Origin of the sequence: Paenibacillus sp. CH40 (genome assembly GCF_024213605.1) — a bacterium.
GTDB classification, from domain to species: Bacteria; Bacillota; Bacilli; order Paenibacillales; family Paenibacillaceae; genus Paenibacillus; species Paenibacillus polymyxa_B.
In genome coordinates this window covers 920114-942771 of record NZ_JANAVQ010000001.1, presented here as the reverse complement: position 1 = coordinate 942771, position 22658 = coordinate 920114, and the positions used below count along the sequence as shown (strand labels likewise).

At 46.3% G+C, this 22658-nt stretch carries 26 protein-coding genes; 1 reads left to right on the top strand and 25 read right to left on the bottom strand.

What is annotated here, in order from left to right; genetic code table 11:
• Nucleotides 1–99: 99 nt before the first annotated feature.
• The 10 genes from NLX73_RS04060 to mtrB all read right to left on the bottom strand — a co-directional run bounded on the left by NLX73_RS04060 (nucleotide 100) and on the right by mtrB (nucleotide 7407).
• The gene (locus NLX73_RS04060; RefSeq protein WP_023989169.1) at nucleotides 100–900 is read right to left on the bottom strand and encodes a CheR family methyltransferase; all 801 of its coding nucleotides are present in this window, start codon (nucleotides 898–900) and stop codon (nucleotides 100–102) included.
• Between the two features lie 30 nt (nucleotides 901–930).
• Nucleotides 931–1374, bottom strand: a complete 444-nt coding sequence (gene ndk / locus NLX73_RS04055; RefSeq protein WP_254325410.1) for a nucleoside-diphosphate kinase — start codon at nucleotides 1372–1374, stop codon at nucleotides 931–933.
• Between the two features lie 110 nt (nucleotides 1375–1484).
• Nucleotides 1485–2459, bottom strand: coding sequence for a polyprenyl synthetase family protein (locus NLX73_RS04050; RefSeq protein WP_254325409.1), 975 nt, complete (start codon nucleotides 2457–2459; stop codon nucleotides 1485–1487).
• Entirely contained in the window at nucleotides 2456–3322 is an 867-nt protein-coding gene (locus tag NLX73_RS04045) for a menaquinone biosynthetic enzyme MqnA/MqnD family protein (protein WP_254325408.1), read from the bottom strand. Before NLX73_RS04045 ends, NLX73_RS04050 begins: the two co-directional genes overlap by 4 nt.
• On the bottom strand, nucleotides 3279–3938 hold the full coding sequence (locus NLX73_RS04040) for a UbiX family flavin prenyltransferase (protein ID WP_061829214.1): 660 nt from the start codon (nucleotides 3936–3938) through the stop codon (nucleotides 3279–3281). Before NLX73_RS04040 ends, NLX73_RS04045 begins: the two co-directional genes overlap by 44 nt.
• On the bottom strand, nucleotides 3938–4810 hold the full coding sequence (locus NLX73_RS04035) for a UbiA-like polyprenyltransferase (protein ID WP_061829215.1): 873 nt from the start codon (nucleotides 4808–4810) through the stop codon (nucleotides 3938–3940). The genes NLX73_RS04040 and NLX73_RS04035 overlap by 1 nt, the downstream gene beginning before the upstream one ends.
• Nucleotides 4803–5531 carry a demethylmenaquinone methyltransferase gene (locus NLX73_RS04030; RefSeq protein WP_254325691.1) on the bottom strand — a complete coding sequence of 243 codons (729 nt, stop codon included), beginning with the start codon at nucleotides 5529–5531 and terminating at the stop codon, nucleotides 4803–4805. Before NLX73_RS04030 ends, NLX73_RS04035 begins: the two co-directional genes overlap by 8 nt.
• Before the next feature lie 9 nt (nucleotides 5532–5540).
• Entirely contained in the window at nucleotides 5541–6410 is an 870-nt protein-coding gene (locus NLX73_RS04025) for a heptaprenyl diphosphate synthase component 1 (RefSeq protein WP_250268705.1), read from the bottom strand.
• Between the two features lie 116 nt (nucleotides 6411–6526).
• The gene (locus NLX73_RS04020; RefSeq protein WP_023989175.1) at nucleotides 6527–7078 is read right to left on the bottom strand and encodes a hypothetical protein; all 552 of its coding nucleotides are present in this window, start codon (nucleotides 7076–7078) and stop codon (nucleotides 6527–6529) included.
• A 98-nt stretch (nucleotides 7079–7176) separates the two neighbouring features.
• Entirely contained in the window at nucleotides 7177–7407 is a 231-nt protein-coding gene (gene mtrB / locus NLX73_RS04015; protein WP_013310730.1) for a trp RNA-binding attenuation protein MtrB, read from the bottom strand.
• A 37-nt stretch (nucleotides 7408–7444) separates the two neighbouring features.
• Between mtrB and NLX73_RS04010 the strand changes: the two genes are divergently transcribed.
• The gene (locus tag NLX73_RS04010) at nucleotides 7445–7738 is read left to right on the top strand and encodes a hypothetical protein (protein WP_250261099.1); all 294 of its coding nucleotides are present in this window, start codon (nucleotides 7445–7447) and stop codon (nucleotides 7736–7738) included.
• A gap of 71 nt (nucleotides 7739–7809) precedes the next feature.
• Here the strand turns inward: NLX73_RS04010 and NLX73_RS04005 are convergent, their stop codons facing one another.
• The 15 genes from NLX73_RS04005 to NLX73_RS03935 form a co-directional block, all read right to left on the bottom strand.
• Nucleotides 7810–8082: an HU family DNA-binding protein gene (locus tag NLX73_RS04005; RefSeq protein WP_013310732.1), complete on the bottom strand. Its 273-nt coding sequence runs from the start codon at nucleotides 8080–8082 to the stop codon at nucleotides 7810–7812.
• 247 nt (nucleotides 8083–8329) lie between these two features.
• Nucleotides 8330–9316, bottom strand: coding sequence for an ABC transporter permease (locus NLX73_RS04000; protein WP_165177228.1), 987 nt, complete (start codon nucleotides 9314–9316; stop codon nucleotides 8330–8332).
• Nucleotides 9313–10830, bottom strand: a complete 1518-nt coding sequence (locus NLX73_RS03995) for a sugar ABC transporter ATP-binding protein (protein WP_254325407.1) — start codon at nucleotides 10828–10830, stop codon at nucleotides 9313–9315. Before NLX73_RS03995 ends, NLX73_RS04000 begins: the two co-directional genes overlap by 4 nt.
• A gap of 67 nt (nucleotides 10831–10897) precedes the next feature.
• Nucleotides 10898–12013 (bottom strand): sugar ABC transporter substrate-binding protein, encoded by a 1116-nt coding sequence (locus tag NLX73_RS03990; RefSeq protein ID WP_254325406.1) that lies wholly within the window; start codon nucleotides 12011–12013, stop codon nucleotides 10898–10900.
• 401 nt (nucleotides 12014–12414) lie between these two features.
• Nucleotides 12415–13893 carry a stage IV sporulation protein A gene (gene spoIVA / locus NLX73_RS03985; RefSeq protein WP_023989182.1) on the bottom strand — a complete coding sequence of 493 codons (1479 nt, stop codon included), beginning with the start codon at nucleotides 13891–13893 and terminating at the stop codon, nucleotides 12415–12417.
• A 421-nt stretch (nucleotides 13894–14314) separates the two neighbouring features.
• Nucleotides 14315–14665 (bottom strand): 2Fe-2S iron-sulfur cluster-binding protein, encoded by a 351-nt coding sequence (locus NLX73_RS03980; protein ID WP_039271045.1) that lies wholly within the window; start codon nucleotides 14663–14665, stop codon nucleotides 14315–14317.
• Between the two features lie 39 nt (nucleotides 14666–14704).
• A complete protein-coding gene (locus tag NLX73_RS03975) occupies nucleotides 14705–15355 on the bottom strand; it encodes a hypothetical protein (protein WP_254325405.1) in 651 nt (216 codons plus the stop codon).
• Between the two features lie 178 nt (nucleotides 15356–15533).
• Nucleotides 15534–15809 carry a stage VI sporulation protein F gene (locus NLX73_RS03970; protein WP_013310741.1) on the bottom strand — a complete coding sequence of 92 codons (276 nt, stop codon included), beginning with the start codon at nucleotides 15807–15809 and terminating at the stop codon, nucleotides 15534–15536.
• A 166-nt stretch (nucleotides 15810–15975) separates the two neighbouring features.
• On the bottom strand, nucleotides 15976–17016 hold the full coding sequence (locus NLX73_RS03965; protein WP_039271042.1) for an NAD(P)H-dependent glycerol-3-phosphate dehydrogenase: 1041 nt from the start codon (nucleotides 17014–17016) through the stop codon (nucleotides 15976–15978).
• Entirely contained in the window at nucleotides 17009–17617 is a 609-nt protein-coding gene (gene plsY, locus NLX73_RS03960) for a glycerol-3-phosphate 1-O-acyltransferase PlsY (protein WP_254325404.1), read from the bottom strand. Before plsY ends, NLX73_RS03965 begins: the two co-directional genes overlap by 8 nt.
• Before the next feature lie 11 nt (nucleotides 17618–17628).
• Nucleotides 17629–18951: a ribosome biogenesis GTPase Der gene (gene der, locus NLX73_RS03955; RefSeq protein WP_013310744.1), complete on the bottom strand. Its 1323-nt coding sequence runs from the start codon at nucleotides 18949–18951 to the stop codon at nucleotides 17629–17631.
• 147 nt (nucleotides 18952–19098) lie between these two features.
• Complete coding sequence (rpsA, locus tag NLX73_RS03950) at nucleotides 19099–20325, bottom strand: 30S ribosomal protein S1 (RefSeq protein WP_013371699.1); 1227 nt, start codon at nucleotides 20323–20325, stop codon at nucleotides 19099–19101.
• 120 nt (nucleotides 20326–20445) lie between these two features.
• The gene (locus tag NLX73_RS03945) at nucleotides 20446–21039 is read right to left on the bottom strand and encodes a lysophospholipid acyltransferase family protein (protein WP_013310746.1); all 594 of its coding nucleotides are present in this window, start codon (nucleotides 21037–21039) and stop codon (nucleotides 20446–20448) included.
• Entirely contained in the window at nucleotides 21036–21743 is a 708-nt protein-coding gene (cmk, locus tag NLX73_RS03940; protein ID WP_023989187.1) for a (d)CMP kinase, read from the bottom strand. Before cmk ends, NLX73_RS03945 begins: the two co-directional genes overlap by 4 nt.
• 129 nt (nucleotides 21744–21872) lie before the next feature.
• Nucleotides 21873–22532 (bottom strand): flagellar brake protein, encoded by a 660-nt coding sequence (locus NLX73_RS03935; RefSeq protein ID WP_254325403.1) that lies wholly within the window; start codon nucleotides 22530–22532, stop codon nucleotides 21873–21875.
• Between the last annotated feature and the right edge of the window lie 126 nt (nucleotides 22533–22658).

The following is a 22658-nucleotide window of genomic DNA, read 5'->3' as shown; positions in this document are numbered from 1 at the left end:
GCCAAAGGGGCTAAAGGACGTGCTTTGCTGATAAGCCAACCATCAATTACTCAAAGATATAAATAAGTTCCTACAAAACTTTGGATGATATACGCAGGCTTATGCTTTTTTGCGATAAAAAAAGGTTTCCGTCGATTCCAGACCATATTGGTTAGGAGAAAAGATTTGCTCTGTGCTACCGACAAATAACACACCGCCGGGACGAAGACTGGCTGCAAACTTTTGATACAACGTATGTTTGGCCTCTTCTGTAAAATAAATCATTACATTTCGACAGATAATGAGATCATAGCCATCCTCAAACCGATCCAGCAGCAAGTTTTGCTTTTGAAATTTCACGGCTTGTTTCAAACGGTCATCAATTCGATACATCGCACCATCCGGCTTGAAATATTTGCTAGCTACCTGCTCAGGTACATCCTTGAGCGAACGCTCCAAATATTTACCTTCCTTGGCTTTTGCCAATGCACCATCATCAATGTCGGAAGCTGTAATGGAGCAATTTCCTAAAATCCCTTTACCGTCGAGAACCATAGCCAGGCTATAAGGCTCTTCACCAGTCGAGCAGGCCGCACTCCACAGCTTAAGCTTCTGCTTTCCTACAAGCAGTTGTGGCAAGATTGTATCCCGCAGCACTTCCCACCGATTGGGATTTCGCCAAAATTCCGAAACATTGATCGTCATCCGATCCAGAAATTCATAGAATAGAGGTTTTTCCTTCATCATGGCATCATAAAAAGAAACAAAACTGGGAAACCCGTTTTTGTTGCGAAGCGTAGTTAACCGCCTTTTCATCTGTGCTTCTTTGTATTGTGCAAGATCAATACCTGTGCTGTCCTTGATTTTGCGGATAAACGCTGTGTAATCGGGGTCCGTCTGACCCAGTTCCATATCCGTCATGCTACCATCCTTCTTCATACGTAATTAAACTTATACCCAGGTCGCCACACTTTTTTCATACCGAACGGATTCTTCCGGCAGGAAAAAATTTGCAATCTCGCGCTCTGCGCTCTCCGGTGAATCTGAACCATGAATGAGGTTAAACGGTGTATGTGCTGCAAAGTCTCCACGAATTGTGCCCGGAAGAGCTTCGGTTACTTGTGTTTTACCAATCAACAAGCGGGAGAGCGTAACGATGTTATCCCCTTCCCATACCATAGCAAACACAGGGCCTGATGTGATAAAGCCTACAAGCTCTTCAAAAAAAGGCTTGCCCACATGCTCTGCATAATGCCGTTCTGCCTGTTCTCTTGATACTTGCACAAGCTTGCCAGCCGTCATTTTGAAGCCTTTGTCTTCCAGACGACTGATGATACGTCCAATCAGTCCACGTTGTACACCATCCGGTTTAACCATCAAAAAAGTACGATCCATCGGCTCACTCCCAATCCAATCTAATGTATTTATACAGTACTAAACTGTATTGTAACAGAAAGCTTGGAAACGGTTAAAGTATTTTGTCACAGCAAACCCAAAACACAACTTTAGTAGGAGCGGCGTGTTACAAAATGAGCAATATCGCGTAGCGTCTTTTTTGTTTTGACATCCGGTAGTAAGTCCAGCGCGTTTAGCGCTTTATTAATATATCGGTCGGCGAGAATTTCAGCTTTAGCGATTCCTTCACTTTTTTTGATCATATCCACCGCTTTGCGTGCATCTCCTTGCCCATCCCCATCCTGAATGCGGCGGATTTCAGCCAGTAGATCTGCACGCAGCTCAGGCTGTTCGAGCGCATAAATCACTGGAAGCGTAATATTCCCCTGTCTCATATCGCTGCCCGGCGGCTTGCCAATCTTTTTTTCCGTGCCACACAGATCGAGCAGATCATCCTGAATTTGAAAAGCCATACCTACGTTATAGCCATAGCTGTACAGCAGGGAATTGATACCTTCCCGTGCCCCTGCAGCCATAGCTCCCAACTGGCAGCTAACCGCAATCAACAATGCTGTTTTGCGCCGTATGCGAAGCAAATAATTACGCACACTCTGATCCACATTAAAAAAATCACGAATCTGTTCCATTTCACCAATGGACATCTGCACCAGCGCTTTAGACAGTACCCGGTGAATATCGGGATTCGGCAGTCCAGCAGCAATAGACAGCGCACGTGCATATATGTAGTCTCCGGTGTACATAGCCACCCGATTGTCCCATTTGGACTTCACGGTGGGTTGACCGCGTCTCATTTCCGCATCGTCAATCACATCGTCGTGAACGAGAGAGGCAGAATGAATCAGTTCTAGAGGTACCGCTATACGCTTGAGCTTGTCCAGATCATATTCTCCAAACTTGCCTCCCAGCAATACAAATACGGGACGCAAACGCTTGCCCCCTGCTTTAAGCAGATGAAGCGACGTATCATTAATCAACGGCTCCGTACTGTCGATACTGCGGTACAACTCTTCTTCTATAAAGTTCATATCCTTCTTTAATAAACCAAACAAATCCAATCGTTTCATTCTTTCACCCGTGTCAGCGTATTGTCACTCCAGAGAAGCGGCTTCACTCGTCGGTCAAGCAGCCCCAGTTCATGCGCATACTGAAAATAAAGCTCTAAACCTTGTTGTTGCTTCTCTCCAAAATCATAACACAGATTAGTAAAGTAGCGCTCCCAATAATCTCGCAGACCTCCAATTTCCTCGCATGCTTCAGAAATAACAGGCGTCAGGTCCGACAGACTACGCTGCTTGCTTGCGCGGAACGCACTCGCAATTTCAGCCACCGCGGCAGGATTCTGAGCAGCAACAGCACGTCGTACTGCCCATACAGCAAAAGTCATACTGTAGCCCGTCCAGCGCTTCCACTCTTCTCCGAGGTCCGTAACATACAGATCTTCACTTCGCCAAGATGCCTTAATCGCGTGATCTCCAATCAATAGCCCTGCATCTGCCTGTTCCAGCATCAAGTCAAGATCCGGTTCACAGTCAAAATAGGAAGGATGGCCTTCCCATGCCTTTTGCATCAAAATTTTCAACAAATTCACGGATGTAGCAGACGTATTCGTAAGTGCAATGGTTCCGTTTTTGATTTCGTCCAGCGGCTTGCGTGAAAATAGTAAAATGGATTGCACAGGACCATCTGCACTGACGGATAAATCTGGCAACAATAGCATTTCCTCAGCACCCGATGCATACGCAAAGGAGGACATCGCACTAATATCCAAACTCCCATTCAGCATACCTTGATTCAATTCAGCCGGAACTTTAGAAACCATCTCCGCCGAATGGAAAAGCTTAGAAGGATTAAAAAAATGAAAAATAGGCCAAGCGTTTGTATATTTAATTTTTCCGATTGTGATTGTCTTGGTGTCCGGTGTCGGCATCGGAATCCCCCCATCTCGTAAACAGTTGATGTTCTATACGCAAGCTGTCCAATACTTTGCCTACGAGGAACAGCACAATATCATCCAGCGTCTTGGGATGAAAGTAAAAAGCCGGCATAGCCGGAATCATTTTGACGCCGAGTCTCGCAAGCTTAAGCATGTTTTCCAAATGAATGGCATGTAGAGGCGTCTCACGAGGCACAAGGATCAGCGGACGACCTTCCTTCATCATCACGTCCGCTGCCCTCGCCATGAGATTATCGGACGAACCGTGTGCCACTGCTGACAATGTCCCCATCGAGCATGGCATGATAATCATCGCATCCACCAAATAAGAGCCGCTCGCAATCGAAGCTCCAATATCTGTGAACGGATGGTATACAAGAGAACCGGGACGGCCTCCGAATTGTTCATTCAAAGCCCCTTCCCGGTCAGTCACATTCCAGCCCAACTCCTCTTTCAACACCCGCCAGCCAGCATTGGAAACGATCAGGTGAACTGTGTATTGCAAGTCCAGCAAAGTCTCTACCAGTCGCACACCATAAATGCTTCCGCTCGCGCCTGTAATGCCAATAACGATTCGTTTGCCTTGATGTCCGCTCACCTGATTATTCATTAGTATTGACGCACCACCAAATCAATCAGTGTAAAGGCAAATACGACAGTGCTAAGTACACCGTTCATAGTAAAGAATGCCGTCTGCAAACGACTCAAATCTTTTGGAGATACGATATAGTGTTCATAAAATAAAATAATGTACGAAATAATCATGCCCGCCAGATACCACCAGCTTAAATCTGCAATAAAGAACAGTACAATAAATCCGATCGCCGTAATGACATGGAATGCCCGAGCGATGTTCAGCGCACCTGCTACACCAAAACGGGCAGGAATAGAATAAACTCCTTCGTTTTGGTCAAAATCTATATCCTGACAAGCATAAATCACATCAAATCCCGCCGTCCAAAATGCAATCGTGAGATATAGTACGATAGCGGTCAGATCTATTTGTCCCGTTACTGCAACCCACGCACCTAGTGGCGCCAAACCAATGGTCAGACCAAGTACAATATGGCAAAGCCAAGTGAAACGCTTGGTGTAAGAATAAAAAACGAGCATAAAAAAGGCCAGCGGAAACAGCTTGAACGCCAGCGGACTTAACTTGAATGATGCCCAGAATAACAACACCAAACTGACGATAATGAAAATCACCACTTCGCTCGATTTGAGCAACCCCGCCGGGATAGCGCGTCCTGCTGTGCGCGGATTTTTCCCGTCAATCACCCGGTCAATCATACGATTGAAGCCAAAAGCCGCGCTACGTGCGCCAACCATAGCTAGCAGGATCCAGCCGATCTGCGGCCAGGAGGGAAGGTTGCCTGTCACGACAACAGACCCCAATACAGCCCCCATGAATGCAAATGGGAGCGCAAATAACGTATGTTCAATTTTAATCATTTCCAAAAAAATAGCAATTTTCTTAAACATGCTGACTCTCCTTGATTCCAATGTGCAATGCCGCAATGCCTCCGGTGAGAGAATGAGCCTGGACATCCTTCAATCCGACTTCACGGAAGATGCCAGCCAATTCATCCCTTCCTGGAAAAAGCGCCAACGAATCAGGGAGCCATTTATACTGCTCATAACGTTTGGCGAACAATTTGCCGAGCATGGGCAAGATGTGTTGAAAATATGTGTAGTAAATCCCCTTGAACGGCTGCCAAGTAGGTTTGGACAATTCCAGACATACGACCTGCCCGCCAGGTTTGACGACTCGTTGCATCTCCTGTAACACTTGGCGCAGGTCAGGCACGTTGCGCAGACCGAAACCAATCGTCGCATAATCAAATGAATTATCTTCAAAAGGTAGTTCCATCGCGTTGCCCTGAACAAGCTTAATTTGCTTTTCACGGGATTCTGATGTAATCTTACGCTCGCCAACATTGAGCATGTTCTGACTAAAATCCAGTCCTACGATGTGACCACTTTCACTTGCACGCGCCATCGCAAGCGTCCAGTCACATGTGCCACAGCAAAGATCGATTGCCGTATCGCCGCGATGCATGTTCATTTTTTTCATCGTAAATTTCCGCCAAGCCTTATGTCTGCGAAAGCTCAGTATATCGTTCATCAAATCGTATTTACCTGCTATACTTTCAAACACGCCATGAACGAATTGTTCTTTCGGCTTGGTGTCGCTTGGTCCCATCACGTTCACCTAACCTTCCCTCACAACTGGGTGCGGACTATTTAGCAGCTTCAGGAAAGGCTCAAGCATGCGTTCAAATTCCTCGATCCCCGTATTTTGATCATCTGACAGGATCTGCCGGATGTGTGTAACAGCCGTGCGAAGCTTGTCCAGTATCGCATCCTCGGCTTTGTATTTCAGAACAAGCTTACGCCATGCTTCAGTGTCAGTACCACTATCTGAAAGCAATGCCTGCTCGTTCCGGTCCCCGTTACCATAAATATGCCAGAACATATATCCGAAACGGGACTTGTCCGGTTCTGTCCGCTTCCCCCATTCCTCCACCAAGGTATCACAGAGGGCAAATTTGTTGAGAAGCTGCTTCCAAATTTCCTGATCCTGTTCTGCTACAAGTGAAGTGAATGATAAAAAAAGCTCCTTTTTGAAACGAACCATCTGAGTTAAATACTGAGTTGCATCCAATCGGAATTGCTTCATTCCCCAGTACAAACTCATTTTCCCTGCGTTCACTTCACATACAGCATCACTCAGCTTCGAAATGGCCGTGATGCGGCCTGCCAGTGCAAGCAGCTGATAAAAACGACTGCTAAAATAGTCCCCAGCTAACACTTTCAGCTGTCTGGAACGCATCTCCTCCGGGCTCCGTATACCGGATAAAGTATCAATCATATCATGCGTATCCAGCCCCATCTGCACAAGTGAGGTTACCAATGCGTACAGTTCGTCCTCACTGGCATGCAGCTCCTGCGCATTCCGGTTCAAAAACACAAACATCAAACGGGTACGGCTGTCAGGAAAAGCCGGCATTTCCGTATGTTGTTGAATCATGTCGTATTCCACATATTTCCTTGCTAATTGGGGTACGCGATACGGTTTCATCCTAAGCCTCCGAGACATGACTTTCTGCTATACTCAAATAATTGCAATGCCTTATATTATATCACAATTTAAAATGATTCGCGACTAAAGTACTGTAGGTCCACCGGCAGAAACATCTAATCTGTATATACACCGTTAAACCTGTTTTGCCACATGGGCGTTACTGTAATGCGGAAACGGGATTTCAAATCCTCTGGCAATTCCGCGCCTTCCCGGCTTCTCAGCTGTTCCAATGCCTCGTTCGTCCACTCGTTGCGGCGTATATCGGATGCAAGCAGCAAATGCCGTTCTCCTGACCATTCGTCCTGCGTCACCACCCGAAGCAGCAATTGCCGTACATTCGTCGTTCCGTAAAAGCTAAAAGCGGCAAGCTCCGCCATGTTTTGATAAATCTCTAGTGGGGCAGTTTCTTCCTTGGACAGCTTGACATCCAGGGTCAGGACTGAATGTTCCCAGCTTGCGCTTGCAATCGGTGTGGTCAACGGCAGCTCGTTCAGCGTATCCACCAGATTGTCATCCGACAGCAGCACCCGTTGCTGAGGCGAAATCGTCGCCTGTGTTTCACGAACTGCTGCGGTTCCTGAGTCCAGCACCTGTAAGGACGGCAGCAACACAGCTGCTGCGATGGTTATGAGAATGGAGCCACCGAATACAATCCAAGGTTTCATCAGAGCCTCCCCTGACCTCTACTTCATAATGTGGGCTTGCTACAGTAAAGGTCCTCACTCTCATTCTACAACAAAAAAAAGCAGGCTATGCCTGCATTTTAATCCTCCGTATCTACTACCCCGTGCTTAGTCATCACAACGGCTTTGCCGCGAATTTTAATAGCAGAAGTATGATCCGTAAATTGGACGATCAGTACCTCGCCCTTGTCCAATTTTTCTGAATGATGCAAGCGTGTATCCTGACCTCTAGTCAGACCAAAAACCTGACATCCGTTGCTTTTCGCTTTAATTACGACGTACTCACTGCTACCCGTCACGTTATCTTCCATGTCCTTTTCCTCCCTGAGAGCCGAAGCTATACTTTTTATGATGGAGATTCAAGCTAGTTTTGTCAACTACATGCTTCCCGAGCTACCTGCAACAATTAGCGTGTCCCGAGCCATACTATCCGTGCAGTCCCATCCATTAAAGAAAGGAACGGATCTGATGAAAAACTATCTTCCCGCCAATCTCAGCCCTGCCCAAATCGAACGGCTTCAACAGCTAGAGCATGAATTTGCTGAGCTAACGGGTGAACCCCTGGTGCTGATCGCTTATGCCTCGCGAAACGCCAGAACAGCTTCCTCTTCTTCAGACCATAGCACCTCTACCACGAAGTAAACAGGGCAAAAAGAAAAGGCCGTGAATCAAATTCACGGTCTTTTCAGCGCATTGGGAATATGTAAGAAATCTTATTTAATTCCGTCTTTGAGCGCTTTACCCGGTTTAAATGCCGGAATTTTGCTCGCAGGGATTTCGATTTCTTCTCCTGTTTGCGGGTTACGTCCTTTACGTGCGGAACGTTCACGAACCTCAAAGTTCCCAAAACCTACCAGTTGCACCTTATCTCCGCTTTGCAGCGCTCCAGAGATCGCCTCAAATACTGCATCGATTGCTTTGGTTACGTCCTTTTTGGACAATTCAGTGCTTTCAGAAACCTGATTGATCAAATCCGTTTTATTCATAATATTCACCTCCCAATTCAAGTGTAGTCCAGCATTAAGGTTATCGGTGTTAATGACCGATATGAGGTCGCCTGTATAAAATAACCCGGGCGGCGTACTGCCTTCCATAATGTTATCATCTGTTTCCGTTTCGTCGTTAAATATACATAGAATATACCTAACCTCCGCAATATAGGCCGAAACTGGCGTTTTATGGCACCCTTCTTGCGTGGAACAAGGTTTATAGTAATACAGTCCACAGACAATTTCAAGTACGACGACGGTTTAACACGTAAAAAGTAACGGCCAGCGCAAGTACCAGCACTACTCCTTTGACAATATCATGGGCAAAATATTGCACATTCATCATCGTTAGTCCATTAACCAACACACCGATCAATACCGCACCAATAAATGTACCAATGACATTGGGTTTACCAGCACCAAAGACCGAAAAACCGACAAATACTGCAGCTACCGCCTCCATGAGCAAAGGGGAACCTGCGTCAATTTGGCCTGAGCCTACTCGCGAGGCATACAAAATTCCGGCAATCGCCGCAAATACGCCTGAAGCAACATAGGCCAGAGTACGGACTTTTTTTACCCGTATGCCCGACAGACGAGCAGCTTCCTCATTTCCACCCGTTACATACATTTGACGCCCATGCTTTGTATAGGTCAAGAAAACATGCACCGCCGCCACAGCCAGTAACAGTAAAATAACCGAAATCGGGATACCCAACCATTTACCTTGCCCCAGCAAAAGAAATGCAGGAGATATCTCCCCCGGCGCCTTGCTGCCATCGGGAAACTGCATATGATTGTATATGGTATAGCCCTGAGCGTACGTTTTGTGAATCCCGCTTACAATATACATGATTGCAAGGGTTGCGAGCAAATCAGGAATACGCAATTTAATGATCAATAATGAATTTAACAGTCCTACCAAAGCGCCGACAATCAGAGACACAATAATGACCACCGCAACAGGCTGCTCATACCAGACCATCAAAGAAGCTGAAACGACCGTTGTCAAAGATACTGTAGCTCCCACCGACAGGTCAAAACCGTCCACGATAAGTGACAACGTCACACCAATGGCAACGAAAGTAACAATGGCAATAGATCCTAGAATATCCATTAAATTATCATAAGTCCAGAAATAAGGTAATGTAGATGAAAAAAACGCCAATACACCTATAATGACAACTACGGCACCGTAACGAAATGAGACGTTTAACCATTTTTCCTTCATGAATGCACCTCTTCACCGCCGCTGGCATACAACAGAAGCTGTTCCTGTTCCACTTCGCCCCGCGCAAATTCCTTTATAATTTTGCCATCATACATCACTGCAATCCGATCACCAATGCCAATCCCTTCAGCAAATTCACAGGTTAGATAGATGATTGCTTTTCCTTGCTCCGCCAACTGGCCAATGATACGGAAAATATCACTTTTTGCCCCTATATCCACACCCTTGGTTGGCTCGTCAAAAACAAATACATCCGCTCCCGAATGCAGCCATTTCCCAATCGCAACTTTTTGCTGATTCCCGCCACTCAAATATTTAACATTCTGACGGAGCGATGGCGTCTTAATACCGAGAGAGGCGACAATCCCATTACCGTTATTTCGTTCTTTACGCCGACTGATGAAACCAAGGACACTCAGCTTGTCCAAAAGCGGAAGGCTGAGGTTTCTTTCCACACTCTCCTCAATCAACACCCCCTGCTTACGTCGCTCCTCGGGTATGGACACAATTCCTTGAGCTACCGCATCCGCTGGCTCTCTCAATCGAATGGAGCGACCTTTAAAGGTCAGCTCTCCCTTATCCGGCTTGTCTGCTCCTGTAAGAAGTCGTGACAGCTCCGTCTTGCCTGCACCAACCAGACCCACAATAGAGAGAATTTCACCACGTCGGGCCTGTAAATCAATGCCGTGCACTCGTAATCCTTTGTGAAGCCCTTTTGCTTCCAATATCGTTTCACCAATAGGTACCTCTGTTTTTGGGAATTCCTCTTCAAATGTTTTCCCAAGCATATGCGTAACGATGTCGCCTACACTTAAATCAGAAGCAGGCCCCGTGAACACGCGCTCACCATCACGCATCACCGTAACACGGTCACTGTGTTCGATAACCTCCGGCAATCGGTGTGTGATGAGAATACATGCAACCCCCTCATCCTTGAGTGTATGGATTGTACGGAACAAACGTCGCGTTTCTTCCTCGCTGAGCGGCGCCGTAGGCTCATCAAAAATGATCGTATTTGCTTGCTGTGTCAGAATACGTGCGATAAGTACAAGTTGTTTTTCTGCCAACGTCAGTTCAGACACATATCGTCGTACGTCAATATCTACCTCTAGACGTGCTAATGCCTCACGCGCTCGTCTGCGCATAGCCCCCGGCGCAGCCCACCATCGACCATCAGGTGCAGACAAATCGTCCATTACAATGTTTTCAGCTACGGTTAACTGAGGCACAAGCGCTGAATCAACCTCCTGATACACACAGTGGATTCCCGCCCTTTTGGCCTCCCACGGTGAACTAATGTTTAGTTCCTTGCCACCAACTATGATAACTCCCTGATCGGAACGATACGCACCGGACAAAATCTTCATCAATGTGCTTTTCCCTGCCCCGTTGGCACCCAGCAGAGCGTGAATTTCGCCACCCTGCACCGTAAAATCCACGGCTCGCAACGCATCTACACCAGCAAACTGTTTGCTGATTTTCTTCATCTCCAATGTATATACTTGTGAACTCATGGTGCCCCCTCACGCCTGCTTATGATAAAAGCGCGCCGAAGCGCGCCTTTTGCATGATGCAAACATTTTATTTAGACGTTTCATATTCCTTCATCCAATCCTTATATCCCTGCTCACTTTGACCCCATCCCTCCACATATTGGGACAGCTCGGATGTGGAAATTTGCTTATCTGGCAGCGCTTCGCGTTGCACATATACAGCCTTCAATACGACTTTCTCCTCCGGATTATCCCCATGCAGCTTCTGATATGCATAGCGCACTTGTACGCGCCCGATATCTGTTGGATCAACGGCTGCCGAGGCCACCCAAGGATTTTTCGGGTCCTGGATCATTTGCAAGTCTTCGTCACTCATGTCAATGCCGTAGACCTTAATTTCCGTACGTCCCGCTTGTTGGATCGCACGGGCTGCCCCTTTGGCAAATTCATCCCAAGCAGCCCAGACGGCTGTAATTTCGCCCTTAGGATATTGCTTTAATACAGCTTCCATTTTGGCTTGCGTATCTAATGCAGGATTCTGAGCCGAACCAAAAGTCGCGATTTCTTTAATATCCGGATTGGATTTCAAAAATGCATCATAAGCAACCTGACGACGTTCCATCGGTGCAAATCCAGCAACCCATACTTTCACAATGTTACCTTTGCCGCCGATATCCTTTTTCATTTGCTCCAGCGTCAACTCAGCCATGCTTTGGTCATCCTGTGAGAGCACTACCGCACCCGGAACATTGACGGCAGCATCGAACACGATAACCGGAATATTGCGAGAAATTGCTTTTTTCAGCCCTGTCTCCAGCAATGCATCACCGTGATCAGTCAAAATGACATCAAACTGCTGGTTAATCGCACTATCAAGCAGAGAAGCCATTTTAGCCTTATCGTTATCTGCCACAAACTTAGTCAGCGTACCGCCAAATTTCTTAACTTCCTCTTCCACGCCTTGAACATACTGTTGCGAAAATGTGCCCGTGTTAAACTCCATGATCAACGCAACCCGTTTACCCTTTAGATTTAAAATGTCCGTTTTTCCGTTTGTTGTATTCGATCCCGCAGTGCTTGTCCCTTGAGTGCCGCTCTCTGTTTTCGGCACGCCGCATGCAGTAACCAGCAAAACCAGCACCAGTAGCATGATAGCCCCTAGCCCTAGCTTTTTGTTTCTTTGGAGCGCTTTTTGGATATTCATGATTTCATTTCCCCCTCGTTCAATCCACAAAATGATTCAAATTTGATACTTAATATATCGCTTTAAACCAAGTATGTAAATAGGTTTTATGAAATATAGAAAAATTTCCGGTTTTAAAGCCAAAACACAACAAACAACCGCCCCCCGATTGAATACCGGAAAACGGTTGCTGCTTAAATTTGAAATCAAGGCGTATCCTAGTCCGAAGATACAATTCTGTTTGTTTATTTTAAATATGAGGACGCTCACATCTACTTCTTTGGAGCACTGCTTTACCGGAGAACTTCGCTCTAACAGTTGGGCAATGCTTCCAATTCCCTTCCATGATGCCTCCACTTGAACCGTAGAGAGCAAATTGCTCTCCACGGTATTTCCTTATACATTTTGGGTCTGGCTTAGCCTTAAAGAATAATAGCAATGAGACCGCCTGAACCTTCATTAATGATACGACCCAGCGTTTCCTGCAGCTTATAGCGTGCATTGTCCGGCATCATGGCGATTTTACCTTGAATGCCTTCCCGTACAATAGAATGCAGCGAACGTCCGAAAATGTCTGACTCCCAAATTTTGATTGGGTCATTCTCAAAATCCTGCATCAGATAGCGCATAAGCTCCTCACTTTGCTTCTCTGTTCCGATAATCGGAGCAAATTCCGATTCCACATCGACACGAATCATGTGTATGGAAGGTGCTGTTGCCTTGAGCCGCACACCAAATCTTGTACCCTGACGAATCAACTGCGGATCGTCTAGTGCCATCTCGGACAACGACGGCGCGGCAATGCCATATCCCGTTGTCTTGACCATTTCCAGCGCCTCAGCGAAGCGGTCGTACTCCCGTTTGGCATGAGCAAAATCCTGCATCATTTGTAGCAAATGATCCTTGCCGCGAATCTCTACCCCGACGACTTCGACCAAAATCTGATCGTACAGCTCATCGGGGGCATACAGATCAATTTCAGCTACGCCCTGCCCCATATTCATCCCGCTCAACCCGGCCCTGTCGATGAATTCATATTCCATAAACTGGCCAACCACTCGATCTACATCACGCAGGCGTCGAATATCTTTAACTGTATCGCGAACGGAATTTTCATAATTGCTACGCAGCCAGTGCTCTTCGTTCAGTACCATGACCCAGCTCGGCAGGTTTACATTCACCTCATGCACCGGAAATTCATACAATACTTCACGAAGTACGCCTGTAACATCATCTTCCGTCATAGTCGCCGCGCTGAGTGTCATAACGGGTATATCGTACTTGGCAGCCAGCTCACTGCGAAGCTGGAGTGTTTCATCACTGCGCGGATGCGTGGAGTTGATAACCAAAACAAATGGTTTGCCAACTTCCTTCAACTCCTCAATGACGCGTTCCTCGGACTCTACATAAGAGCTGCGCGGGATTTCCGCAATCGTGCCGTCTGTAGTGACTACCACACCGAGCGTCGAATGCTCCTGAATAACCTTGCGTGTACCAATTTCTGCCGCTTCCTGAAAAGGAATAGGTTCTTCGAACCATGGTGTGGAGATCATCCTCGGACCATTTTCATCCTCGTAACCTTTTGCTCCTTCTACTGCATATCCTACACAGTCAACCAGACGTACATTCACATCCAGTCCTTCCGTTACTTTGATCTGGACGGCATTATTCGGTACGAATTTAGGCTCCGTCGTCATGATCGTCTTGCCTGCCGCACTTTGCGGCAACTCGTCTACGGCGCGGGCACGGTCCGCCTCACTTGTAATGTTTGGCAGAACAATCGTCTCCATAAACCGCTTGATAAACGTTGATTTTCCTGTTCGGACTGCGCCGACGACCCCAAGATAAATGTCTCCTCCGGTGCGTTCGGCAATGTCTTTAAAAATGTCCACTTTCTCCAATGAAATCCCCTCCTCAAAAGTCTCCGAAGGAAAAATGCTTAAAGAGCATCCGCTTCGTGTTCAACCAACTGCTTGATCCCAGATGCGGCAGAACAGCCTTTAAAATGCCCGGAAGTCGTCCGCCGCCGAGATTCAGGAGACTGATGGAATCGGCGAAACGGCGTAAACTCGTACATGCATTTGGACTGATACCATCATATGTATCCCCTCCGTAAAATATGTTTAGTTTTTTGAAAAATAGATTACGACAGAGCGATCATTGCAGAAACGATATTTTACGTTTGGGTCCACTCACCTAATATATGCGGGGCAAGGCTCTCCCATGACTTTGTCGCTAGACTAAATAAAAAAAGGATGTTTCTCCTGACTGTTTAGAGTCGTCGGAAACCATCCTTTTTTTATTCTCCTGACATAATCGGCATTACCACAGTTCATCATCCATCGCCTGACGCTCCAGTTGCCGCCTGATAGCCGCCTTGAGCTTATCCTCCGGTATGGTTACCTCCATATCGCCTTGGACACGGGCCTGGCAGGATAAGCGTATTCCTTCATCCAGTAAAGGTCCCAGCTTCCGCTGCTCTGCATCGCTGGGTTGACCTGCGAATTCAGCCCATTCCGGTGATATTTGTACCTTACACATCAGACAGGCTGCTTTTCCGTCACAACGAGTGGGAATATATACACCCGCTTTACGAGCAGCCTGAAGCAATGACGTACCCTGACCGACCTGTACGCGCCTGCCTGACGGCTTGAACGTAATCTGCACATTCATGAATGGTCCTCCAGTCGTCTTTCTCCTAATACACACAGCTTATACTTCATTGCCCTTCTGGATGACAGAGTGCAACTCTGGCCAAGGCAGAAGTTCTGCAAGCTTGTCCAATTGCTCCTCATTCCAAATATTACTGACTAGTAACTGCTTCAGTACAATTATATGACGTCGCGGGTCGCGCTTCATGACATCTGCAATCGCTTTGTACCGGTCGGGTCGATTTCGCAATATATTGAATAAAAGTTCATGACTGAGCGGCATCAGACGCAGTGAAGCACTCCCCAGCTCAAGCTGAACACCAGTCGACCAAAGTAGTCGCTCGATCTCTAAGCGGTATAACGCTCCGCCACATAATACCTCAAATCCTCCCACCAACTCGACTGGAAATCCCTCCAGATCATAGTGGCTCAGCAATGAAACGTAAGAGCCGCTACGGTCAACCTGCTGCCGATCTATACTCATACCCAGGGGGTGCGAATGAAGCTGCTTTGCGGCATGAATATCCGCATAAATATCAATGTCCCGAGGCAGGCGATCCAATTCAACTTCTTGCACAAGTAGTGAACAGCTCCCGCCCAGCATCCACGGAACCGACACTGTTGACCAGCTCTCTGCCAAGCTACTCAGCACAACTGCCAGATTGTGAGGAAGCCTGTCTACTAACACTGATGATATTGCCTCCTTCAACATTATTGCCTCCTTTTCCGTCTTTCCTTCCGTTTCCTGATGGGCATCATTATAACATGTTCGACAGGGCAGTTCGATATTTTGTGTACTGAAAAAGAGATTACCTACTCCAAAATACAAAAAAAACCGCGAACCTTCCCGGTTCACGGTGAATAATACTAACTGGCGTGCGGCCAGCGGTCTATTTTTTCATCATCATTTTCATCAACGCTTCCATATTGGAAGGATTCATTCCGCTCTTTTTGACGGCACCAACAATATCCCTTACTGTATCTTCCGACACCGGAATGTTAGCCATCGCAGACACCTGCTTGATAAGCTGACGCAGTTGCGCTTCGCTTTGAAGCGTGTCCGCCTTTACCGTGCCTGCCAGCTTTTTCACTGCATTTTCGGATATGTTTTTGCCGCCTTTTTTGTTAATGGCCTTCAATGCATCTTTCGGAAAGTTTTTATTCACAATCTCCCCTCCTCCGCCATTGCTCAACTCAGTCTATGAGTGGCAGAGACAAAAGGTGATTAAGCATACATAAGACATGCCAAACGCCTAACTAAAAAAGGCTATCTCATTATAGAAAAAATCTACCATGAGACAGCCTTTATATTATTAAAGCTCATCCGAGCCCTTAAGAATGCCATTGCTCCCAAGTTTGAAGTGGCATGACTTCCATCTCCGTCTTAGGATCGCGACCCATCAGCGCCTCAACGGCCTTACGGACGTCACGTCCTTCAAACAGTACTCCATACAGCACCTCTGTAATAGGCATCTGAACACCTAATTTTTGAGAGATGGCGTATGCCGCTTTTGTCGTTCGAATACCTTCTACGACCATGCCCATAGATTCCAGCACAGCATCAAGCTGTTGGCCCTGTCCCAATAGTGACCCTGCACGCCAGTTGCGACTGTGACGACTCGTTGCAGTGACCACTAGATCGCCAATACCAGCCAGGCCGGCAAAGGTTAGTGGGTTAGCACCCATCTCAACTCCGGCACGGGTAATTTCAGCCAATCCACGGGTCAATAAAGCCGCTTTGGCATTATCACCGAAACCAAGTCCATCTGACATTCCCGCACCCAATGCGATAATGTTTTTTAGCGCCCCGGACAGTTCCACGCCGAGCAAATCACGGTTTGTATAGACGCGGAAATAGGAGTTCATGAACAGCCCCTGTGCGGCTTGTGCAGCCTTCTCATTGGAGGAAGCTACAACGACCGTTGTAGGACATTTCCTCACCACTTCTTCCGCATGACTCGGACCAGACAGCACAGCAATATCACCCTCAGCGACTTCCAGTTCTTCCGAGATCACCGTGGACATACGTTTAAGCGTTTCAGTTTCAAAACCTTTAATGGCATGCACTACCAGCATATCCTTGCTAAAATGAGCTTTCAGACTACGTGCTACCTGACGAGCAGCAGCCGAAGGAGATACGATAATCACTGCTTTAGCACCAGATACCGCAGTTTGCATATCAGTTGTAGCTGAAATGCGGTCAGACAAAATGGAGCCTGGTAAATAATGCTCATTCGTATGCTTCTCATTGATTTCAGCTGCTTGCTGCTCGTTTCTCGTCCAGACAGAGACATCGTTGTTATTGGCCGCAAGAACGGAAGCCAGGGCTGTTCCCCAACTCCCCGCGACCAGCACAGCTATTTTCTCAGACAAGACGATCTCCTCCTTTGGAGCCAAGCTTGTTCTCATTCCCACGTACCAGCTTGACTATGTTGGTACGGTGTCTCCACACAGCGAACAGACAAATGATTAGAGCCGTCCAGAATAACGGCCATGCAAAACCAAGAACGAGTAATATCCAGGGAGTCAAAATGACAAATATGAGCGATCCCAAGGATACGTAACGCGTCATTACGATTGCAAGTATCGCAATGATTCCGGCATATAGTGCGGGCAGTAAGGCAAGCGATGCCAATACACCAATAGCAGTCGCAATACCTTTTCCTCCACGGAAGTGAAAATATATCGGCCAGTTATGACCCGCAATCGCTGCAATGCCGCACAAACCCGATACCCAGGATGATTCTCCACCTAACCAGTGCCCTATTAGCACTGCAATAACCCCTTTAAGTACGTCCAGCAGCAGTACCAGAATAGCTGGGCCTTTTCCAAGCACACGCAGCGTATTCGTCGCACCGGCATTGCCGCTTCCATGCTGGCGAATGTCGATTCCTTTTAATTTTCCATACAGCAAACTAAAGCTGACAGAGCCGAGCAAGTAACTGAGTACGATGGCAACGATTTGTAAAATCAACCTATTCGCTCCTAACTTTCGTCAGACTTGCGCCGTGTAAAGATACGAATTGGAGTTCCTTCAAAATTGAAGGCGGCGCGAATTTTGTTCTCCAGATAACGCTCATACGAGAAGTGCATTATTTCTGGATCGTTTACGAATACAACCATCGTAGGCGGCTTAACAGCAACCTGGGTCACATAGTTAATACGCAGACGACGTCCCTTGTCTGTTGGTGGAGGATTGATGGCAACCGCGTCGGAAATTACATCATTCAGCAAATGTGTCTGAATACGCAATACATGCTGCTGTGCCACATGCTGTACAACAGGAAGCAGCTTTTGCAGGCGTTGCTTCGTTTTTGCAGACAAGAACACAATCGGAGCATATGTCATAAACAGAAAGTGATCGCGAATTTTCGTTTCAAACTGGTGCATCGTTTTATCGTCCTTGTCCACGACATCCCATTTGTTAACGACAAACAGCGACGCTTTACCCGCTTCATAAGCATAGCCAGCAATGTGCTTATCCTGCTCAATAATGCCTTCCTCGCCGTTAATAACGACCAGTACAACATCTGCACGCTCAATGGCACGCATGGCACGCATTACACTATATTTTTCGGTCGTTTCATATACTTTGCCACGTTTACGCATACCTGCCGTATCAATCAGCACATACTTTTGACCGTCTTTTTCAAAAGGTGTATCAATTGCATCACGCGTCGTGCCCGCAATGTCACTAACGATAACCCTTTCTTCTCCCAGAATGGCGTTAACCAGTGAAGATTTACCTACATTCGGGCGGCCGATCAAGGCAACACGAATAACGTCTTCATCATAGTGATCTTCTTCCAGCTCAGGCAAATTGGACGTAATGGCATCTAGCAGGTCGCCTATCCCCGTGCCATGACTACCAGAAACAGCAATTGGATCACCAAATCCATAAGAATAAAACTCATAAATCAGATCGGCGCGACTGAGGTTGTCCACCTTATTTACAGCTACGATGATCGGTTTACCCGAACGATATAACATTTGAGCTACCTCTTCATCTGACTGTGTAATTCCTGCTTTCGCATCACTCATGAATACAATTACATCTGCTTCTTCTATTGCAAGTTCGGCCTGCATACGGATGGATTTCAAAATGACATCCTCACCATCAATCTCAATGCCGCCGGTGTCAATAATACTGAAGGATTTACCATTCCACTCCGATATACCGTATATACGGTCACGAGTGATTCCGGGTTTATCTTCCACGATGGACAAACGATCCCCGATAATCCGATTAAAAATAGTGGACTTACCCACATTCGGACGACCAACGATAGCCACAACGGGTCTTGCCATAAATTCACTCCTCCTGTCAATTCTTCCGCTATCATCATAGCAAAAAATATACCTATTAGCGATATGGTCACGTAACAACAATCGGCGAACCCTCTGGGTCCGCCGATGGTGTACGTTATGCTTATTATAAAATGTATTGATTTAAACTCATTTAAATTTGTTCAGCTTATCGCCAAAACGCTCGCCGAGCGTAATGCTCAGACCGGAATTATTGAGGGAAACGTTAGGATTATTCAGTTCCTCACGAGGTGCACGAGATGCACGTGGTGCTCTTTCTGCTTTAGGAGCAGCTTCAGGAGCTTCCTCAGTTTCTTTAATGCTCAGGCTAACACGTTTTTCGGAAGGATTCATTTCAAGAATTTTAACTTTCACTTCTTGTCCTTCTTCCAGAACTTCTTGTGGAGTTCCAATGTGTTTGTGGGAAATTTGGGAAATATGAACCAAACCTTCCACGCCAGGAGCGATTTCAACGAATGCACCGAAGTTAACCAGACGTTTTACAACACCTGTTACGATGTCATTGTTGTTGAATTGTCCAGCAGCCGATTCCCAAGGACCAGGCTGTGCAGCTTTCATGCTCAGGCTGATTTTCCCTTTTTCAGGATCTACTTTCAAGACTTTCACTTTCACTTGATCTCCTTCAGAAACTGCATCAGAAGGCTTATCGACATGAGTCCAAGCAATTTCAGATACGTGAACCAGACCGTCCACGCCGCCAACATCTACGAAAGCACCGAACTGAGTAAGACGTTGAACCGTACCTACGATTTCTTGGCCTTCTTTCAGCTCAGCCATTACTTTAAGCTTGTTGGCTTCGAATTCTGCTTCCAGAACGTCTTTTTGAGAAAGGATCACTTTGTTATTTTCACGATCCAGTTCTTTTACAACAACACGCAATGTGCGGCCTTTGTAATCACTGAAATCTTCAACGAAGTGGCGTTCTACCATGGATGCAGGAATGAATCCGCGCAGACCCACGTCTACCACGATGCCGCCTTTAACGACATCATTCACAACAACTTCAAATACTTCTTTGCTTTCGAACAGTTGCTCCAACTTTTCCCAAGCATTTTCACTGTCGATTGCACGTTTGGACAGAACAAGTTTTTCCTTGCCATCGTCAATGCTGATAATTCTAGCTTCAACCTCTTGGCCTACTTGTACTGCTTCTTCTGCGTTATCCAAACCAGAAGACAACTCGCGAATTGGAATAACTCCATCGTATTTATATCCAATGCTTACTACCGCTTGGTTATCTTCCAATTTCACGATTGTACCCTTAACGGTGTCACCTTTTTTCAGGGAGACGATTTGATCGAGCTCGTCTTGATTTGCCGCTTCAGCAGCTTCTTGATTTTTAATTTCTTCCGACATGTCAATACCCTCCTCAATTCAAAAAAAACCATTTATTTAAACCTGCGCATGGCAGAGTTCAAAACATAAATAAACTTTTGTTCTAGTTTTCCGAGCTTAGACACAATTCATGCAAGCCTTTCAGTTATTCGTAGGCTTACCTGTTTCCTTCATCGTGCGAATACGAGACATAATTGCTTCTGTTGCAAGTTCAAGCGGATCTCCTTCGATATCGGCACCCTTTTGGTAAGCGTCCAAATTAACAGGTTTACCGTATAACACTTTCGTTTTACGGAAAAGCTTGTAATCACCAATAATGGCGACCGGAACGGCAGCCGCTCCACTGCGTAGCGCAAAGCTTGCAGCACCCTTTTTACCGATTCCCCCAGCTCCTCTGGAGCCTTCGGGAAAGATCCCCATAACCTTACCATCACGCAAAATGTTCAATGCCAGCTTAATGGATTCCTTACTTACACCACCGCGTTTGACTGGAAAAGCTCCCAGTTTCCCAATTAGTGGACCCAGTACAGGAACATTAAATAGCTCGGCTTTTGCCATAAAGTGAACCTTTCGCTTCAGCAAAATACCGACTGTAGGAGGGTCAAGATTACTAATATGATTAGAACACAACAGCACTCCGCCCTCGGCAGGAACATTTTCCCTGCCTACCGCCTCAAGTCTAAACAGAACGCGGTAAATAAGACGCAAAATACTGGCGCATACAGTATATATCATTGGCTGATCTCTCCATCCTTCTCCGTTAAGCAATAAGATACGATCGTATCAACGACATCCTGAATGCCCATATGGGTCGTATCGAGCACGATGGCGTCCTCACTGCAACGAAGCGGGGATACCTCCCTCTCCTCGTCAAGCTTGTCACGTGCCGCAATGTCACGTTCCAGTTGCTCCAGAGTGATATCATCAGTTTCGCTCAGTTCTTTAAAACGGCGAGAGGCACGTTCCTGAACACTTGCGGTCATGAACACCTTGACTTCCGCATCGGGAAGTACAGTTGTTCCAATATCACGACCATCCATAACGACACCCTTGCGCGCAGCCATTTCACGCTGGTTTTCAGTCAAACGTGTACGTAAACCGGCAATACTTGAATACTGTGACACGTTGCTAGTCACTTCCATCGAACGGATCACAGTGGTTACATCTTCCCCGTTACAATAAACCTTTTGGCCTGTGGGGTCCGGTACTAATTCAATCACCAGCTCAGGTACATGTTGAAGCACTTTTTGTACATTTTCTGCAGGTATTTCCTTACACATCATGTACCACGTTGCTGCTCGGTACATGGCGCCGGTATCTACATATACATAAGAAAGTGCTTTCGCCACCAGGCGGGCCACTGTACTTTTCCCTGCACCAGCAGGTCCATCAATGGCTACATTTATTTTGTTACTTGAAGATACATGTTGCCTTGCCAACAGGGAATTCCTCCTAACCTAACCTCAAGAAAAAAGCAGGCATTGCCTGCGACGTGAAAATTATACCACACATTTATAGGCGATGCAAAATAAGCGACAGGTTTACTAAAAAAGAAAAATTTCGGATGATTAAGATTTCCCCCGGAATTCCAGCTGTCTTTCAAAGCAATATTTAATCAGTTTTTGGCGCTCCTGATCAGCGATTTCCTCATATTTCAGCATAATGAGTTTGCGACCGTTTTCCATCTGCTGAATGCGCACAATTTCAGATTGGAACGGAACATGCTCCTGAGTACCGTTTTTATATGGAACTAAAATCCAGCAAGACAATGATTCTCCTTCTTCAAGATGATGAGTTCCCTGGGTGTGAAAAGAAACACCCCCGCCTCCTACATCATGTGTCTCTGCTACAAATCTGGACTCGTTCGCACCATGCTTTACTGCAATTTCCAAGTTGGCCTTAACCCGAAGAAAGTTGCGGCGCTGAATTTTGCTGATGCTGTCTGGATCAGGTTTGTGGATACGAACCATCCGGAGGATATCCTCTTTAAAACCCGTAACGTGGGTATTAAAATAATTTTTAATCCCACCCTCGCTCATAAAAAATATAGACAGTTCTTCCCCTAGAAACAATTTTTTTAAATGCCCACTTGTTTGTGACATAGGAATTTCAATTAAAAAGTTCTGTGGCTCCTCTTCTGCAATACGGGACTTAAATTCAAAAATCTCGTCCTTATGGTCAGTACCAGCCACTTGTATGTATAACACATCATTAATTTTGGGAAACAAATGATCCACCATCCTTGTCCATTAAAAGCTCTAATTAAGGTATATAATACCACGACTTTGTGCCTATATTAAGCATTTTATTTGTTCGATCTATGACTAAAGCACAAAAAACCTCCTTCATGAAGG